General features: G+C 74.1%; 12 protein-coding genes. 5 read left to right on the top strand and 7 right to left on the bottom strand.

The genetic code is table 11. The features are described from left to right. Positions 1–4: 4 nt before the first annotated feature. Complete coding sequence (locus LH044_RS14965; RefSeq protein ID WP_227756389.1) at positions 5–2,656, top strand: ABC transporter permease; 2,652 nt, start codon at positions 5–7, stop codon at positions 2,654–2,656. A 35-nt stretch (positions 2,657–2,691) separates the two neighbouring features. Continuing rightward, positions 2,692–3,081, top strand: coding sequence for a pyridoxamine 5'-phosphate oxidase family protein (locus tag LH044_RS14960; protein ID WP_227756388.1), 390 nt, complete (start codon positions 2,692–2,694; stop codon positions 3,079–3,081). Positions 3,082–3,174: 93 nt separating this feature from the next. Here LH044_RS14960 and LH044_RS14955 read toward each other — a convergent pair whose 3' ends face one another. The 5 genes from LH044_RS14955 to LH044_RS14935 all read right to left on the bottom strand — a co-directional run bounded on the left by LH044_RS14955 (position 3,175) and on the right by LH044_RS14935 (position 11,508). Next, complete coding sequence (locus LH044_RS14955) at positions 3,175–3,561, bottom strand: nuclear transport factor 2 family protein (protein ID WP_227756387.1); 387 nt, start codon at positions 3,559–3,561, stop codon at positions 3,175–3,177. 36 nt (positions 3,562–3,597) lie between these two features. Next, positions 3,598–4,647 (bottom strand): hypothetical protein, encoded by a 1,050-nt coding sequence (locus tag LH044_RS14950; RefSeq protein WP_227756386.1) that lies wholly within the window; start codon positions 4,645–4,647, stop codon positions 3,598–3,600. Between the two features lie 170 nt (positions 4,648–4,817). Then, a complete protein-coding gene (locus LH044_RS14945; protein ID WP_227756385.1) occupies positions 4,818–5,618 on the bottom strand; it encodes a DNA-formamidopyrimidine glycosylase family protein in 801 nt (266 codons plus the stop codon). A gap of 93 nt (positions 5,619–5,711) precedes the next feature. Next, positions 5,712–6,566, bottom strand: a complete 855-nt coding sequence (locus LH044_RS14940) for a mycofactocin-coupled SDR family oxidoreductase (protein ID WP_227756384.1) — start codon at positions 6,564–6,566, stop codon at positions 5,712–5,714. An 85-nt stretch (positions 6,567–6,651) separates the two neighbouring features. Continuing rightward, complete coding sequence (locus LH044_RS14935) at positions 6,652–11,508, bottom strand: Lhr family helicase (protein ID WP_227756383.1); 4,857 nt, start codon at positions 11,506–11,508, stop codon at positions 6,652–6,654. Between the two features lie 162 nt (positions 11,509–11,670). Here LH044_RS14935 and LH044_RS14930 point away from each other — a divergent pair, with 162 nt between their 5' ends. Together LH044_RS14930 and LH044_RS14925 are read left to right on the top strand one after the other, a co-directional pair. Beyond that, on the top strand, positions 11,671–12,741 hold the full coding sequence (locus LH044_RS14930) for an ABC transporter substrate-binding protein (RefSeq protein ID WP_227756382.1): 1,071 nt from the start codon (positions 11,671–11,673) through the stop codon (positions 12,739–12,741). Positions 12,742–12,787: 46 nt separating this feature from the next. Continuing rightward, positions 12,788–13,465, top strand: coding sequence for a metal-dependent transcriptional regulator (locus LH044_RS14925; RefSeq protein WP_227756381.1), 678 nt, complete (start codon positions 12,788–12,790; stop codon positions 13,463–13,465). 73 nt (positions 13,466–13,538) lie between these two features. On the opposite strand, the gene LH044_RS14920 is transcribed toward LH044_RS14925, so the two are convergent. Next, positions 13,539–15,620, bottom strand: coding sequence for a HelD family protein (locus tag LH044_RS14920; RefSeq protein ID WP_227756380.1), 2,082 nt, complete (start codon positions 15,618–15,620; stop codon positions 13,539–13,541). Between the two features lie 144 nt (positions 15,621–15,764). Between LH044_RS14920 and LH044_RS14915 the strand changes: the two genes are divergently transcribed. Continuing rightward, positions 15,765–16,703: a D-isomer specific 2-hydroxyacid dehydrogenase family protein gene (locus LH044_RS14915; protein WP_227756379.1), complete on the top strand. Its 939-nt coding sequence runs from the start codon at positions 15,765–15,767 to the stop codon at positions 16,701–16,703. Between the two features lie 27 nt (positions 16,704–16,730). On the opposite strand, the gene LH044_RS14910 is transcribed toward LH044_RS14915, so the two are convergent. Beyond that, the gene (locus tag LH044_RS14910; protein ID WP_227756378.1) at positions 16,731–18,116 is read right to left on the bottom strand and encodes a TetR/AcrR family transcriptional regulator; all 1,386 of its coding nucleotides are present in this window, start codon (positions 18,114–18,116) and stop codon (positions 16,731–16,733) included. Positions 18,117–18,177 lie beyond the last annotated feature (61 nt).

Below are 18,177 nucleotides of genomic sequence, written 5' to 3'. Positions count from 1 at the left end.
TCCCGTGCTCCGGGTCGCGCTCAAGGACCTGCTCGCGCGCAAGCGGCGACTGGTCACCACCAGCATCGCCATCGTCCTCGGCATCGCGTTCCTCACCGGCACGCAGCTCCTGTCCTCGACGCTGCGCGACTCCGTGGAGTCGTTGATCGGCGACGTGTACGAGGGGATCGACGCGGTCGTCCGCTCGCCCAGCACGCAGGAGACCCCGTTCGGGCAGCCGATCCGGGAGACCGTCCCCGAGTCGGTCGTCGACCAGGCCCGCCAGGTCGACGGCGTCCGGGTGGCGGACGGCTTCGTCGAGTCCACCGGCCCGTCGCTCGTCGACAAGGACGGCAAGGTCTACGGCAACAGCGGGTTCGGGCCGCCGACGCTCGTCTACAACTGGGTGGACGACGACGCCCTGCGCCCCGGCAAGGTCACGTCCGGGCGCGGGCCCGAGCGCGACGACGAGATCGTCCTCGACTTCAAGACCGCCGAGGGGCTGGGCGTCGGCCTGGGCGACCAGGTCACGCTCGCCACGCTGCAGTCGGGCACCGAGGACTACACGCTGGTCGGCATCGCCGGGCTCGGCGAGGACGGCACGTCGGCCACGGGCGCCAAGCCGATGTTCTTCACCACCGCCACCGCCATGCGCCTGGTCAACCAGGACGGGTTCAACTTCGTCGCGGTCGGCGCCGACGAGGGAGTCACGCAGCAGGAGCTCGCCGACCGGCTGGCGTCGGCGATGCCCAACGAGCAGGTGCTCACCGGCGAGGCGTTCACCGACGAGAGCGCCGAGTCGATCGCGGTCTTCGTGGACTTCCTCGGGACCTTCGTCAGCGTGTTCGGCTACATCGCGCTCTTCGTCTCGATCTTCATCATCTACAACACCTTCTCGATCATCGTCGCCCAGCGGACGCGGGAGACCGCGCTGCTGCGGGCCGTCGGCGCACGGCGTCGCCAGGTGCTGTGGGCGACGATGCTCGAGGCCCTGATCATCGGCCTGATCGCGTCCGTGCTCGGACTGCTGTTCGGCGTGCTGCTCGCGGCCGGGCTGATCTCGCTGGTCAAGAACTTCTTCACCGTCGACAGCGGCATCCCCGGCCTGACGGCCGGCGTGGTGATCACCTCGCTCGTGGTCGGCATCGGCGTGACGGTGCTGTCGGCGCTCGTGCCCGCGCTGCGCTCGTCCAAGATCCCCCCCATCGCCGCGCTCAGCGAGGTGTCGCTCGACCGCTCCGGGTTGTCGGTGTCCCGGCGGGTGTGGGGCACGATCCTCGCCGTCGGCGGGGCGCTGCTCATCGGGCTCGGCCTCGCCGACATCGGACCGAACCCGCTCGTGTTCGTCGGCGGCGGCGCCGTGGCGTTCCTGGTCTCGGTCGCCGTGATCCTCGGACCGCTGATCGCGGCGCCGGTCAGCCGGGTCCTCGCCAAGCCGTTCTCCTTGCGCCGGAGCACCACCGGGCGGCTCGCCGGCGAGAACGCCGCCCGCAACCCCAAGCGCACGGCCGCGACCGCCGCCGCGCTCACGATCGGCGTCACGCTCGTCGTGACGATCGCGATCGTGGCCGCGTCGATCAAGGCCACGGGCGACAAGACGATCCGCCAGTCCGTGAATGCCGACTTCATCGTCGCCACCTCGTCGGTCACGTCGCTCGGATCGATCCCCGCCGACACCGCGGGGAAGGTCGCGGCGCTCCCCGACGTCGCGCTCTCCAGCCCCGTCCGGTTCTCGTTCGTCCGGCTGCTCGACGACCAGGCCAGGGCCAACGCCGAGAGCGCGCCCACCACGACGGTCCCGAGCGGCGTCACCGGCGTCGCCGACGACGCCCCGCCGGGCGACGACGACTTCGCGCTCGGTATCGAACCCGACTCGTGGTTCCAGGTGATCGACGCCGGCGAGCTCGAGGGCTCGCCCGACGACATGACCGACGGGACGATCGCGGTCAACCAGAAGTTCGCCGAGGACCGCGGCTGGCACCTCGGCGACAAGATCCCCTTCTACTTCGCCGCCACGGGCACCCAGGAGCTCGAGGTCGCGGTGATCTTCGAGAAGAACATCGGACAGGGCAACATCTGGATGCCGATGACGACGTTCTCGCAGAACGTGCTCCCGATCTTCAACGTGGACGCGCAGATCTACGTCGCGGCGAAGGACGGGGCGAACCTCGGCACGTTGAAGCAGCAGCTCGACGAGATCGTCGCCGACTCGCCCACCGTCGAGGTGCAGGACCTGCAGGAGTTCATCGAGGCCCAGACCGGGCCCATCGACACGTTCCTGGCCATCGTGTACGCCCTCCTCGGGCTGGCGATCATCATCGCCCTGATCGGGATCGCCAACACGCTGTCGCTCTCGGTGCTCGAACGGACGCGCGAGCTCGGCCTCCTCCGCGCCGTGGGCATGACGCGGCGCCAGGTCCGGCGCACCGTGCGCACCGAGGCGGCGATCATCGCGATCTTCGGCACGTTGATGGGGCTGGTGATCGGGATCCTGTTCTCCATCGCGCTGACCGTGGCGATCGGGGCCGACAACCCCGGACTGATCACCTACGCGGTCCCCATCGCCCAGCTGGTGGCGATCACGATCGTCGCCGCGCTCGCCGGCGTGGTCGCGGCGCTCCTCCCGTCGTGGCGGGCGTCGCGGTTGAACGTCCTCGAGGCCGTGGCCTCCACCTGACGCCGCCGCCGCACCGATCGCCCCCGGAGCCCAGCGTGCCCAACGATCCCGACGCCCTCACCGCCGACGCGCTGGCGTTCCTGGCCGAACGGCACCTGGCGTCGCTGACGACGCTGCGCGCCGACGGCTCGCCCCACGTCGTCCCGGTCGGGTTCTCCTACGACCCCGACGCCCGGCTCGTCCGCATCATCACCTTCGCCTCGTCGGTCAAGGTGGCCAACGCCCGGCGGGGCGGGCGGGCCGCGGTGAGCCAGGTCGACGGGGGCCGCTGGCTCACGCTCGAGGGCACGGCCTCGGCCACCGACGACCCCGAGCGGGTCGCGCTCGCCGTGGCCGGCTACGCGGCGCGCTACCGCCGGCCCGGCGAGCGTGACGACCGCGTGGCGATCGAGATCGCGGTCGACCGCGTCCTCGGCCGCGCCTGACCCCCGAGCACCCCCCGAACCCGTTCTGTGATGCTCGATACGTCGATCCAGGCGTATCGAGCATCACAGAACTGGAGAGGGGGTCGCCGGCGGTCAGCCCTCGTAGGGGCGGATGTCGGCGGCGGTCCAGTACGCCTTCATGTCCGAGATGAGGCCGTCGTCGTCGAACGTGAAGACGTCGATGATCTCGACGACCATCCGCAGGTCGCCCATCGTGGTGATCGCCTCGAGCGGGACCGCCGCCCAGTTGCCCACCGCCCGGACGGGCCCGGTGGCGTGCAGGTCCATGGCGTCGAGCATGTCGTGCGTGCCGGCGAAGAACGCCCGCACCGCGTCGCGGCCCTCGTGGGCCGGCTGGTCGACCGGGTCGGCGACGACCGCGTCCTCGGAGAACAGGGCGGCGACGCCGTCGACATCGCCGGCCGAGTGTGCGGTCGTGTAGGCCGCGACGGTGTCCTTCATGTGCTCGATCGTGGGCATGGGCCCGGATCGTAGGCCGCGCCGCCGGAGCCGCGGTCAGGCGAGCGGGAAGTAGCCGGGGACCTGGCCGTGCGGCGTGTCGAGGTACACCTTCGCCTCGGGGTGGCCGCCGAAGCGCCCGTGGCTCCACCGCACCTCGACGTGGCCTGCGACCTCGACCTCCTCGCCGGCCGGCCCCTCGCCCGCGGCCCGCGAGCGCACCAGCGCCCGCCACCCCACCCGGGCCTGGCCCCCGGGCTCGGCGACCACCTCGAAGCGTCGCAGCTCGAACGCCTGGTTCCAGTCCCACGGCGTCGCCACCCGCAGGCGGAGCGAGGCCACCGGTCCGGTGCCGAGCACGAAGTACGGCGCGGAGGACAGCCGGAGGATCCGCCAGAGCAGGTGGCGTTCGCGGCCGGTGCCGTCGGCGAGCACGGCCCGCCACCGCTCGGCCGAGCGCTCGGCCGCCGCGGTCACGAGGTCCTGGTAGGCGGTCGCGCAGTCGACGCCCCATCCGCGGGGCAGCTGGCGGCGGAGCGCGTCGCGCTGGGGGCCGGTCAGCGACCGCACCTGCTCGGGCAGCGGGCCGCCGTCGGGCAGGTCCAGGCCGTCGCCGTAGGTCCGTCGCACGAGCTGGTAGAGCCGCTGGTGCTCGGCGGCCGCGACGGCGTCGAACCAGTTCTCCTCGGACCGCCGGCCCGGCGCGCCCGCGAGCAGCCGGTCGAACACCGTCGCGGGCGACGCGTTGTGCAGCACCTTCGACAGGTACTTGCAGCTCACGAGGTACACGTGGTCGATCCGCAGGTCGGCCGGCACCGATTCGTCGCCCGGGTCGCGGTGGCCGCCCTTCCACTCCACGACGGCGGGCCGCCGGCCCCGCAGCCCGTCGACGGCCCGGAACAGCGCCCGCCCGTTGTGCCAGGCGGCGAGGACCTCGCCCCGGTGGGTGCCGTCGCGGTGCGCCGCCACCAACCTCGCCCACGTCGCCGAGTCGACGTTGCGGAGCTCGGCCGGCGGCCGGTCGACGAGGACCGCGTCGGGATCGTCCTCGCCGAGCGCACCCAGGCCCGTCACGATCTCGGTGATCTCGGTGCGCAGCGCCGGCACGGCGCCATCATGTCAGCCCGCAGCGCGCCCCTCGACGGCCCCGGCCCCGCTCGCCAACTTCTCGGGGACGTCCCCGAGAAGGCCCTTCCGCCGAACTCGGGGACCACGCGTCGCTCAGCGAACGCTCATCCCCGAGCTCGTTGGCCGGGCCGGGCGGTGGGGCGCACCGGTCAGGTGCGCTGGCAGGTGGGGCACCAGTAGACGACCCGGGCGTGCTCGCTGCGGTGGTCCGACCGCACCGCGGTGCCGCAGCGCCGGCACGGCCGGCCCCGCCGGCCGTAGACGGCCAGGCCGCCGGGGACGGTGGTGCGCGAGCTCGTCGTCAGGTTGGCGCGGAGCAGGCGGGCGGCGGTGCGCACCAGTTCGCCCCGCAGGTCCTCGGGCACCTCTGCCACCGCGCGGAAGGGCGAGACGCGGCACGCCCAGCAGACCTCGGACCGATAGACGTTGCCGACGCCGTTGGCGACCCGCTGGTCGAGCAGCACGTCGCCGATCGCCCGGTCGGGCTCCGACGCGTCCATCCGCCGCACGCACTCGGCGACGACCTCGTCGTCGATCGGCACGGCGAGGTCGGGCCCGAGGTGGCCGATCGGGTCGACCGCCGTACCGCTCGCCGCGGTCGGGAACGTCCGCACGACCGGCGCCGAGAAGCACACCGCGGTCCAGCCGGGCACGTCGATCCGGCACCGCACCAGGTGCGGTGGCTTGCGCCAGCGCTCCCCCCGCCCGCCGGGGCCGCCGCTCCGGTACAGGTGCCACGACCCCGTCATCCGCATGTGGGTCTCGAGCGTCAGGCCGCCCGAGAACCGCATCAACAGGTGCTTGCCCACCGCCTCGACGGTGTCGACGGTCTCGCCGACCCGCGGCCTCGTGCCCGCCATGCGGGGGGCGTCGAAGCGCAGCAGCGGCTGGCCCTCGAGCGCGGGGCGCAGCCGGGACGCGGTGCGGTGGATGGTGTCGCCCTCGGGCACGTGCACCATCTTCCCCCGCCGCCCGGACCTCAGCCCCGCCGGGCCCGCGTCTGCCGGTCGTCGGCGACGAGCGCCGAGCGCCGGTGCGACGCGCTACTTCGTGAGGGCCCCGGCGTCGACGGCGAGGGTCGTGCCCGTGATGTAGCGCGCCTCGTCGGAGCACAGGAAGAGGATGGCGTTGCTGACGTCGTCGACCTCGACCCACGGGTTGCCCATCGGCTGCATGTCCTTGAGGAACGCCGCGGCCTCGTCCTCGCCCGGGTCGGGGTGCTCCGGGGCGACGAGCTTGGGGAACACGTCGTTGATGATCATCGGCGTGTACACCGACGTCGGGTGCACCGAGTTCACGCGGATCTGGTTGGGCGCCAGCTCCAGCGCCAGCGAGCGCATGAACCCGACGACGCCGTGCTTGGCCGCCGAGTACGCCGGGGAGCCGTACATCCCCTTGATCCCGGCGGTCGACGAGGTCATCACGATCGCGCCGCCCTCGTTCTGCTCGACCAGCTGGCGCACCCCCGCCTTCACCGCGTGGAACACGCCGGTGAGGTTGATGTCGACGGTCTCGTTCCAGGCCTCGTCGGAGACGAACTGGACCGGCAGCGGCGCGTAGGTGCCGGCGTTGGCGAGGATGACGTCGAGTCGACCGAAGCGCTCGATGCCGGCCCGCACCGCCGCCTTCAACGCCGGCAGGTCGCGGACGTCGGCCTGCTCGGCGTGCATCGCGCCGCCGGCCGACTCGACCCGACGGACGGTCTCGGCGAGGTCCTCGGGGGTGGCGAGCGGGTACGGCGCGTGCTCGACGTCGTGGCACAGGTCGACGCCGATGATGCGCGCACCCTCCTGGGCGAAGCGGATGGCGTGGTTGCGCCCCTGCCCCCGGGCCACCCCGGTGACGAAGACGACCTTCCCCTCGAAGCGGCGGTTGCGGTCGGTGCTGGTGCTGGTCACGGGCGCGGACCCTACCGCCGGCCACGATCGGCGAGCGCTGCTCCCGGCCCCGGGGTCGTCGGTCCCGCCGGTGGGAGCAGGACGGTCAGCGGCCGAGCGTCAGGCCCTTGTAGCCCTCGACGAACCCGGCGCCGAGCAGCGCCGACGCCCACGGCGAGCTGGCGGCCGACGCGCCGTCGACCTGTTCGATGCGCAACCGGCGCACGCGCCCGCCCTGCACGAGCGTCGCCAGCGTCGCGACCCACTCGGGGTGCTCCTCGGCGGCGGGGAACGTGAGCAGGCTGCGCCCGCCCTTCTCGACGTAGGCGCACGCCTCGCCCTCGACGAGCACGACGTACGCCCCGACGGCCCGGGCCGGGTGGCCCGAGGTCTCGGGCCACGGGATCGCGGCGCCGAACGGCTGGGCGGGGTCGACCGCGGCGAGCACCCAGGCGTCGGGCTCGTCGCCCTCGAGCTCGGCCTCGTAGCGATCGGGGTCGGGCACGAACGGCGTGCGCGCGCCGATGTCGGCGCCGTCGTCGTCGAAGCCGTCGGGCACCGATCCGACGTCGTCCTGCCCGGCCGCCCGCAACCGGTCGACGGCACCGGGGGACGCGAACTGCGCTGCTCCGAGCCCGGCCACGAAGTAGCCGCGGCGGACCTGGCCACGTTCCTCGAGCAGCTTCAGGACCGGGTACACACCGGCGAAGCCGCCCGCCTGCCCCTCGGCGAGCGCCATCTCCCGGGTCAGGACCCCGTAGCGGTCGAGCAGCTGGAACGCCCGGGCCGTCGTGGCCTCGGTCGGGGTGGGCACGGGCGCTCGCAGCGGCGCGGTGAGCGACCAGCGGCCCGCCGCCGCAGGCGGCCCCAGGCGGTTGAGCCGGCGCAGGTTGGGGCCGGGGCGGCGGGAGCGGGCCCCCGAGGCGCGGCGCGACGTCCCGCCCGCGACCTTGGCCCGCAGCGCGCCGAAGGTGTCGTTCGTGACCTCGCCCGCCCACACCAGGTCCCACAGCGCGGCGAGCACGGTCTCGTCGTCGTACGGCAGGTCGCGGTCCGCGACCGCCGCCACCAGGTCGGACCAGAACGACGCGCCTCGCGCCGCGAGGTGGTGGCGGAGCGCGTGGTGGTGCGGGTCGTCGGTGCCCGCCTCCTCGGGATCGACCGGGTCGGCCAGGAGCAGCGGTGCCTGGTCGCGCCACACGAGGCGGACCCGACCGTCGTGGGCGCCCAGCGCCCCGGCCCCCGCCCACACCAGCTCGCCGCTGGCGCAGAGCATGTCGAGGTCGCCGGCCGAGTAGTCGCCGACCCTGATGCTCAGCACGTCGGCCTCGAGCGCCGAGGCCGGCAGGGCCGCGCCCTGCAGGAGCGACACCGCCTCGGCCAGCGCGTCGGGACCGCGGCGCCGCGACCCCACCGACTGCCACCGCGGCAGGAACCGCACGAGCGCCGGCGACTCGACGGGCGCGATCTCCTCTCGGAGCGCGGCGAGCGACCGCCGCCGCAGCTGCCGGAGCACGTCGGCGTCGCACCACTCGCGCTCGGTGCCCCCGGGCGTGAAGTCGCCCTCGGCGACCCGGCCGTCGCGGACGAGCTCGCCGAGCACCGCCCGCACGACCTCGGACGACAGCGCCAGGCGGCCCGCGACCTGCGCCGTGGTGAACGGCGCGTGGGTGCGGGCGAAGCGCTCGACGAGGTCACGGACCGGGGTGTCGACCGGATCGGTGAAGGCCGTGGGGAGGCCGACCGGGATCGCCACCCCGAGCCCGTCGCGCAGCCGCGCCGCGTCCTCGGCCGCCGCCACGCGCTGCTCGGCCTCGCCACCCGGCCCCGTGCCGCCGGTCGCGCCCATGCCCACGCGGATGGCGCGGCGGGTCTCGACCAGCTCCTGGATCCAGTCGGGGACGCGGTCGACGACGTCGTCGCGGACGCGCGCCGAGATCTCGAGGGGGCTCAGCGGACCGAGCACGCGGAGCAGGTCGTGGACCTCGTCGACGTCGCGCGCCGCCCGCTCGGGGGTCAACCGCTGCAGCTCGAGCTCGACCTGCGCGACCACGTCGGCGTCGAGCAGCGAACGGAGCTCCTCGGTGCCGAGGAGGTCGCGCAGCAGCTCGCGGTCGAGCGCCAGCGCGGCGGCCCGCCGCTCGGCCAGCGGCGCGTCGCCCTCGTACATGTAGACGGCGATCCAGCCGAAGAGCAGCGACCGGGCGAACGGCGACGCCTGCTGGGTCTCGACCGGCACCACGCGGATCCGGCGGCTGCGCACCTCGGTCAGCACCCGCCGCAGCGCGGGCAGGTCGAACACGTCGTTGCAGCACTCGCGGGTGGCCTCGAGGAGGATCGGGAACCCCGGGTACTTCGACGCGACCGTCAGCAGGTCGGCGGCCCGCTGGCGCTGCTGCCACAGCGGCGTGCGCCGGTCGGGTCGTCGCCGGGGCAGCAGCAGGGCCCGGGCGGCGGACTCGCGGAACCGGGCCGCGAACGCACTCGTGCCCGGCAGCGTGGCCACGACCTCGGCGTCGACCTGCTCGGGGTCGCCGAAGAGCAGGTCGGTCGGCACGTCCTCGGCGGACTCGGGCAGCCGGATCACGATGCCGTCGTCGGACCAGAGCACCTCGACGCCCATCCCGTCGCCCACCTGCTCGGCGAAGTGCTGCTCGAGCCGGGCCCGGATGACGGTGGCCCACGGAGCGTGGACGCGGGCGCCGAAGGGCGAGTGGAGGCAGAGGCGCCAGTCGCCGATCTCGTCGCGGAAGCGCTCGACCACGATCGTCCGGTCGTCGGGCACGACGCCGGTGGCCTCGGCCTGCTCGTCGAGGTAGCCGACCACGTTCTGCGCCGCCCGCTCGTCGAGGGCGTGGTCCTCGCGCAGGCGGTCGAGCGCGGCGGAGGGCGGCAGCCCCCGCACCTCCCGGACGAACTCGCCGAGCGCCCGCCCGAGCTCGGCCGACCGCCCCGGCCCGTCGCCGTGCCAGAACGGCATCTTTCCCGGCTGGCCCGGGGCCGGCGTCACGATCACCCGCTCGAAGGTGATCTCCTCGATCCGCCACGTCGACGCCCCGAGGAGGAACGTCTCGCCGGCCCGCGACTCGTACACCATCTCCTCGTCGAGCTCGCCGACGCGCGTGCCGTCGGGCAGGAAGACGCCGTACAGGCCGCGGTCGGGGATCGTGCCGCCGGACGTGACGGCGAGCCGCTGGGCCCCGGAGCGGCCGCGCACCACGCCGGACTGGCGGTCCCACACCACTCGGGGTCGGAGCTCGGCGAACTCCTCGGACGGGTAGCGGCCGGCGAGCATGTCGAGCGTGGCCTCGAACACCTCCCGGGACAGGCCGGTGAAGTTGGCCGCCCCCCGGCACAGGGCGTAGAGGTCGTCGACCGGCCACTCGTCGAGCGCGCACGCCGCCACCATCTGCTGGGCCAGGACGTCGAGCGGGTTGGCCGGGACCGAGGTCGGCTCGATCAGGCCCTCCTTCATGCGCTGCACGACGACCGCGGCCTCGAGCAGGTCGGCCCGGTGCTTGGGGAAGATCCGCCCGCGGCTCGGCGCGCCGACCTGGTGCCCGGCCCGTCCGATGCGCTGGAGGCCGGCCGACACGCTGCCCGGCGAGCTGACCTGGACCACGAGGTCGACGGCGCCCATGTCGATGCCGAGCTCGAGCGAGCTGGTGGCGACCAGCCCTCGGAGGTCGCCCCGCTTCAGCTCGTCCTCGATCTGGAGGCGCCGCTCGCGCGACAGCGATCCGTGGTGCGCCTTCACCAGCTCGAGCCCCGAGTCGGCGGCGGACAGGCCCGAGGCCTCGTCGCCCGTGAACGCGGGCGCGGCCCGCCGGGCCGGACCGCCGGCCGGCACCCCACCGTCGGCCGGCGGCGCCCCGTCGGACCCTTCAGTCCCATCGGTCCCGTCGCCGTCGGGTTCCTCCGCGGCCAGCTCGTTGAGGCGGCTGGCCAGGCGCTCGGCGAGCCGTCGGGCGTTGACGAACACCAGCGTCGAGCGGTGCTGCTCGACGAGCTCCAGCAGGACCGGGTGGATGGACGGCCAGATCGACCGGCGCGGCGGGCCGGCCGCGGCGGGCCCGCCCTGGACCGCGGGGTCGGGGCCCTGGGCCACCTCGCCGAGCGCGCCCATGTCGTCGACCGGGACCACGACCTGCAGGTCGAGCTCCTTGCGGATGCCGGCGTCGACGATGCGCACCGGTCGAGGCACGACCCGGGCGTCGTCGCCCGGGCCCGTCCCGGCGGCCTCGATCTCGTTGCCGGTCAGGTAGCCCGCGACGACCTCGAGCGGGCGCTGCGTGGCCGAGAGCCCGATGCGCTGCACGACGGAGCCCCGGACCGGGTCGGGCTCGCGGCCCGAGGCCCGGGTGTGGTGCTCGAGGCGCTCCAGCGTGAGCGCGAGGTGGGCGCCGCGCTTGGTGGCCGCCAGCGCGTGGATCTCGTCGACGATCACGCGCTCGACGCCGACGAGCGTGTCGCGCGCCTGGGACGTGAGCATGAGGTAGAGCGACTCGGGGGTGGTGATCAGGATGTCGGGTGGCTGCCGGACGAGGCGCCGCCGCTCCTGGGCCGAGCTGTCGCCGGTGCGGACGCCGATGGTCGGCTCGGCGAACGGCACGCCGAGCCGCTGCGCGGCCAGGGAGATGCCCCGCAGCGGGCCCCGCAGGTTCTTGTCGACGTCGACCGCGAGCGCCCGCAGCGGCGAGACGTAGACGACCCGCACGCCGGCGTTCGGCGACGGGGTGCGACCGAGGTCGTCGAGCGCCCAGAGGAAGGCGGCCAGCGTCTTGCCCGACCCGGTCGGCGCGCACAGGAGGGTGTGCTCGCCCGCTGCGATCGCGGGCCACGCCCGGGCCTGGGCGTCGGTCGGTTCGGGGAAGGACGCGGCGAACCACGCCCGGACGGGTTCGGAGAGGCCCTCCAGCGGTTCGGGGGCGAGGGGATCGGCTGGCGCGACCTGGTCCACCACGACGGGAACCTACCGTCGACCCCTGACAGCCAGCCCTCGGCGCCCGGTCCTGCCCCCCGAGGTCCCGCCGTACGTGCCCCACTGGCCGGGAGGGCCCGGGCGGGACGGCCCGGATGGACGACCGTGTGCCTCGCCGATGATGTGCTGTTAGGTTTGCCTACCATGCCGACGTCCCCGATTCCGACCCGGACCGCCACCCCGCCCGCCGCCACCCCGCCCGCCCCCGGCCCGAGCGCCCGGCGCCGGGCCACCGGACGGGACCGCCTCGCCCTGTTCGTCGCCCTCCTCGCCGCACTCGTGCTCGGTGCGGCGGCCTGCGGTGGCGACGACGACTCGAGCGGCGCCACGACCACGGCCGAGGAGAGTGGCGCCGCCGACAGGACCTCCCCCGTGACCGTCGACCACCGGTACGGCGCCACGACGGTCGACGCGGCGCCGACCCGCATCGTGTCGCTCGACACCGGCTGGACCGACTCCCTGCTCGCCATGGGCGTGACGCCGGCCGGCTACATCGCCGATCCCAGCCAGCCCGATGGGTTCCCGTGGCGGGGCGACCGGCTCGCCGACGCCACGGAGCTGACGGCGACCTCGGCGCTCCCGTACGAGCAGATCGCCGCGCTGCAGCCCGACCTCATCGTCGTCGGCTACCTCGCCCAGGACGAGGGCGACTACGACAAGCTCGCCGCGATCGCTCCGACGATCGCCAGCCTCGGGGACTCGCAGGTCGACAAGTGGCAGGACCAGGTCGAGGTGGCCGGCCGCGTGCTGGGCGACGAGGAGACCGCGGAGGAGGTCGTGGCCGAGGTCGACGGCCAGGTGGCCGAGGTCGCGACCGCGCTGCCCGGGCTCGAGGGGAAGACCTTCTCGTTCGCGAACTACGTCGCGGGCGACGCCATCTACGTCCTCGGAGATCCCGACGACGGCGCCAACGTGCTGTTCGGCCAGCTCGGCCTGGTCATCCCCGACGAGATCCAGGCCGACGCCGACCAGGGCCGGGTGGAGCTCAGCTTCGAGCAGATCGGGATGCTCGACGGTGACCTGCTCCTCGCCCTGCTCAACGGCACGGACCCCTCGGCGATCGCCGGCTGGGACGAGCTGCCGGCCGTCCGGGCCGACTCGGTCGTCGACATGGACTACTCGCTCGCCGTCGCCCTCAACACGCCGACGCCGCTGTCCATCCCGTGGGCGCTCGAGCAGATCCGCCCGCAGCTCGACCGGATCGCAGCGGCCTGACCGGACGACCAACCGCTGACGGGGACCCGGAAGTAGGATCGTGATCATGCCGACCGACGCCAAGGGCAGCCGCTCCAAGGAGTTCCACCCGGCTTTCGAGGAGTACTGCGAAGCCATCTGGGAGCTCCGGGAGGACGACATCGACGTCATCCAGGCGCGCATCGCCGAACGCCTCGAGGTGTCGCGCCCGGCGGTGTCCGAGATGATCCGCCGCATGGAGCACGAGGGGCTCATCGACGTGGGCGCGAACATCACGCTGACCACGACCGGTCGCACGCTCGCCGAGCGCGTCGTCCGCCGCCACCGGCTCGCCGAGCGGTTCCTGACCGACATGCTCGGGCTGTCGTGGGCCGACGCCCACACCGAGGCCGGCAAGTGGGAGCACGTCATCTCGGACCCGGTCGAGCAGGCCCTCACCCGCGTGCTGGGCGACCCGACGACCTGCCCGCACGGCAACCCGATCCCCGGCGCCGCCTACCGCGCTCCCGACACCCGGGCGCTCAGCGACGTCGCCATCGGCGGCGCGTTCACGGTCAGCCGCATCCCCGAGGAGCTCGAGTTCGAGCCGGGCCTGCTGGCGTTCCTCGAGGAGAACTCGCTGCAGCCCGGCCACACCGGCACGCTGACCGCCCTGTCGCCCGACGGGACGGCCACCGTCGAGATCGACGGCAAGCACGTCGGCATCGGCCGGTTCGCCTCGGACCGCATCCTCGTCACGGCCTGAGCGCAGCGAGGGCCGATCCGACCGCGAGCGCAGCGAGGGCCGATCCGGCCGGCGAGCGCCGGGGGAACTGGGGTCAGCGCAGGACGTCGGGCAGCGGCTCGGCGTGCACGATCGACAGCCGCTTCGTCGACCGGGTGAGCGCGACGTAGAGCGACTGCGGACCCCGGACCTCCTCGCGGAGGATCGCTGCGGGCTCGACGACGATCACCGAGTCGAGCTCGAGCCCCTTGACCAGCGACGTCGGCACGATCGTCACCTGGCGGTCGAGGCCCTGGCGGGTCGCCTTGCCGTGGTCGATCCCGGCGTCGTCCAGGGCGATGTCGACCCGGTCGGCGAGCGAGCCCGGCACGACGACGGCGACGTTGCCCGAGCCGACGGCCTTGAGCTCGCGGCGCACGGCGTCGGCCACCTCGAGGTCGAGCTCGTCGTCGCGGCAGCCGCTGATGATCGGCTCGTCGCCCATGTGGCGGATCGACGTCGGCGGCCGCAGGCCGGGCGCCGCGATCCGCAGCACCCTGGCGGCCAGCTCCATGATCGGCCCCGGCACGCGGTAGCCGACCGTGAGCTCGGCCCGGCGCGGCGGCCGGCGGGACGGCAGGTGCTCGAGCACCGAGTCCCAGTCGTCGTGGGCCCACGCCCCGGTCGACTGGGCGATGTCGCCGACGATCGTCATCGATCCGTTGAGCGATCGGCGGTCGAGGACGCGCAGCTGCATGGGTGACAGGTCCTGCGCCTCGTCGACCACGATGTGGCCGTAGGTGCGCACGACGTCGTCGTCCTTGTGACGGGGCCGGGGGCCGAGGAGCTCCAGCGCCTCGTCGAGCACGGGCACGTCGTGGTTGGTGAACACGACCTCGGCGGCGTCGCTCTCGCGGGGGCGTGACAGCAGCTTCCACTCGTTCGGCTCGAGGTATCGGCTGGCGGCGAGCTTGAGCAGCCCGGGCGAGCCGTAGAGGTCGTTGAGCAGCTCGGCCGGCGTCAGCACCGGCCACATGCGCTCGAGCGCCTCGCGGACCGCCACGTCGCTGCGCAGGCGCTCGCGCACCACCTCGGGCGGGTCCTCGTTGCGGGAGGTCGCGGCCAGCGCCTCCCAGAACAGCTGCTCGACCAGCTTCCGCCCGGCGTTGTGGGTCCGGAAGCGCCGTCGGGCCTGCTGGACGATGTCGGTGGAGCGCTCGACCGACAGCGTCAGCCACTGCACGCCGTAGGGGATCCGCAGCGGCTCGCGCAGCGGCCGCTCCCGGTCGCGCACGGCGTGGCGGACGACGTCGATCATGCGCAGGTCGCCCTTGACCCGGGCGGTGTCCTCGTCGTCGTGGCCGGCGATCCGGACGTGCGGCACGAGGTCGCCGAGCGTCGCGATCTGCACGCCGGCCTCGCCCAGGCTCGGCAGCACCTGCTCGATGTAGGACAGGAAGACCCGGTTCGGACCGACCACGAGGACGCCTTGGCCCTCGAGCGGGAAACGGTGGCTGTAGAGCAGGTAGGCGGCGCGGTGCAGCGCCACCACCGTCTTGCCGGTGCCGGGACCGCCCTGGACGACCAGCACGCCGGGCAGCTCGGAGCGGATGATGACGTCCTGCTCCACCTGGATGGTGGCGACGATGTCGGAGAGCTTCCCGGAGCGGGTCTCCTCGAGCGCCGAGATCAGCGCGCCATAGCCCTGCACCTCGCCACGGTCGAGGGCGTCCTTGGCCGCGCCGAACAGCTCGTCGTCGATGCCGAGCAGCGTGCGGCCCCGGCTGGCGAAGTGGCGCCGACGCACCAGGCCCATGGGATCGCGGCCCGTCGCCCGGTAGAAGGACTCGGCGACCGGGGCCCGCCAGTCGACGACGACGGGGTCACGGTGCTTGTCGGCCACGGCCACCCGGCCGATGTAGAAGCGGTCGCCCGACTCGGGCTGCTCGGCGGCCGCGGAGGGTTCGAGGTCGATGCGGCCGAACACCAGCGAGAGGTCGCCGACCTCGAGGTGCTGGAGCCGAGCCTCGACCCGGTCGTGCACGACGTCGCGCTCGTAGCGGTGCTGGAACGTGCCGCCGGGACCGCTCTCGACGGTCTCCCGCATGGCCTCGACCGCCCGCTTGGTCTGCTCCAGGCACTCGTACGCGTGGTCGACGTACGCCTGTTCCGCTTCGAGCTCGGGATGGTTCGCCACACGTGCTCCTGCCGCGGGTCGGACCCGCAAACGGGGAATCAGCCAGTGTACTCCCGCGGCCAGATCCGCCAACAGGCGCAGGGCTCGGGGGTCCGGCGGGCCACCCGCCGGTCACGGCGACGGTGGTGTGGTGTGCTGGAGGCCGTGACCGACCCGACCGGACCACGCCTGGCGATCGAGCCCGAGGGGATCCGGGGGTGGCTCCGAGGCCCGGTCGAGGCCGGCGGGGCGACGGTCGTGCCGGTCGACGAGGCCGACGCGCTCCTGTGGGCCGCCCCTGACGACCCGGACGGCCTGCGACGGGTGCTCGAGGACCACGGGGACCACCTCCGGTGGGTGCAGCTCCCCTGGGCCGGGATCGAGCCGTACGTCGACGTGCTCGACCGCGACCGCACGTGGACGTGCGGCAAGGGTGTGTACGCCGAGCCCGTGGCCGAGATGGCCCTCGCGCTGAGCCTGGCCGGGCTGCGGGGCCTCGACCGCTACGCCCGCGCCACGACCTGGCGCGAGCACGGCACGATCGGCACCAACCTGCACCGCGCCCGGCTGGTGGTGCTCGGCGGCGGCGGGATCACCCGGTCGTTCCTCCGCATGGTGGCGCCGTTCGAGTGCCGGACCACGGTCGTGCGCCGCCGCCCCGACGGCCCGCCACCGGCGCCCGGGGTCGACGTCATCGGTGACGACGGCCTCCACGACGCAGTGGTCGACGCCGACCTCGTGGTGCTCGCGCTCGCCCTGACCCCGGCGACGACCGGCATCGTCGACGCCGCGCTGCTCGAGCGGATGGGCCCACGGTGCCACCTGGTGAACGTCGCCCGCGGCGGCCACGTGGTCACCGACGACCTCGTCGCCGCCCTGCGCGACGGCACGATCGCCGGCGCCGGGCTCGACGTGACCGACCCCGAGCCGCTGCCCGACGGCCACCCGCTCTGGACGCTGCCGAACTGCACGATCACCCCGCACGTGGGCAACACACCCGAGATGGCGGTCCCGCTGCTGTCGGCCCGCATCACCGAGAACGTGCGGCGCTGGGCCGCGGGCGAGCCGCTCGTCGGGCTCGTCGACGTGGACCTCGGCTACTGACGCGACCGGGCCGGGACGGCCGGCCGGTCACTCCAGCGGACCCACCACCACGCCGGCGCCGACCATGCCGTCGACGATCAGCGCCGCCATCTCGTGGCCGGCCATCGTCGAGGTCGACGACCGCAGCAGCACGAGGTCGAGCGTCGCCCGCGCCATCACCCGGAACCCGTCGCCCGCCGCGGTCGGGATCGACGGGCCGGAGAGGTCCACGCCCCCGTGCTCGGCCGTGGCCAGGATCGACGACGCCAGGAGCTCGACCATCCGGTGCGACCCGGGGTCGTCGGCGTCGGCGATCTGCTCCGAGGTCGAGTTGAGGTGGGCGATGAGCAGCGAGGCCATCAGCGCGCGCTGGGAGCACGCCGTGTCGCACACGTCCTCGAGCAGCGCCCCGAGCCGGATGTCGGCCGGCAGGGCCGAGCGGGCCGCGTCCCGCCGCTCGACGCCGGCGACGACGTCGTCCCAGACGATCACGGCCAGGTCGTGGCGGCTCGGATAGCGGCCCGCGAGCCGGGCGTCGGACACGCCCGACAGCTGGGCGACCTTGGCCAGCGTGACCGCGGGCCAGCCCGCCCGGCCGTGCACCCGCAGCACGGCACGGCGGACCGCGTCCTGCTGCTCGTCGTCGAGCGGGCGCTGGCCGGCGATGGCGAGCCGGTGCCCGAGCTGGTCGTCCCGGACGTCGGCGCGGCGCGTCATCGCGATCCACACCGCCAGGTACATCTGGCGGACGATCGCCGGGTCGAGGTCGGGGTCGACGCGCAGCCGCAGCGCGCAGCCGTCGGCGGCGGTGACGAGCATCTGGGCGAACTGCCGCAGGTCGACGCCGTCGACGAGCTCGCGGCCGGCGAGCCGCAGCAGGACCTCGAGGCCGGGGATGTAGGCCCGGTCGTAGCCCTCGTACGACCGGCCCAGGAACGAGGCGACCTCGCGGTCGTTGAGCGCCACCGCGCCACCGAGGAACAGCTGCGTGTAGCTCCACCCGCCCTCGCCGTCGGTCCCGCGGGCGGCGTCGGTGATCGGTCCCGTCAGGAGCTCGGCGACGCCCTCGAGCAGCTCGAGCCCCTCGAGCCCGGCACCGTCGATCGCCGAGTCGAACAGGCCCTGCAGCGACGACACGAGCGAATCGGACTCGGCATGCAGCGACCAGAACGCGGCGCGCCCCGCCGCCTGCGGCGCGCTGCGGGAGCGCGATCCCACGCCGGAGTCGGGTGCGAAGGCGGAGTACACCGCACCGCTCGACAGGCCCGTGTCCTCGGTCAGGCGGCGCACCGTGATGAACGACGTGAGGTCGTCGAGGGTGGCCTCGGTCATCAGGCGGCGCGCCGCGTCGCGGAGCCGTTCGCGAGCGGTCCCGCGGACGGTCGGTTGCGCCGCTCCCTCCGGCGGAGCGGCGCGCCCTTCGTTGTCCGTCACCTCGACCTCCCTCCCTCTCCCGCCGGAGAGCGTAGGAGGACCGGCCCGGGGCGCGCGACCG

This window comes from Dermatobacter hominis, from assembly GCF_020715685.1.
GTDB classification, from domain to species: Bacteria; Actinomycetota; Acidimicrobiia; order Acidimicrobiales; family Microtrichaceae; genus Dermatobacter; species Dermatobacter hominis.
The sequence above is the reverse complement of the archived record's forward strand: the minus strand, read 5'-3'. Positions and strand labels throughout refer to the sequence as shown.

Bases quoted from the DNA above. Each gene is read 5' to 3' on its own strand.
- LH044_RS14930 (WP_227756382.1), top strand. From the start codon at position 11,671: ATGCCGACGTCCCCGATTCCGACCCGGACCGCCACCCCGCCCGCCGCC.
- LH044_RS14955 (WP_227756387.1), bottom strand. From the start codon at position 3,561: ATGCCCACGATCGAGCACATGAAGGACACCGTCGCGGCCTACACGACC.
- LH044_RS14925 (WP_227756381.1), top strand. From the start codon at position 12,788: ATGCCGACCGACGCCAAGGGCAGCCGCTCCAAGGAGTTCCACCCGGCT.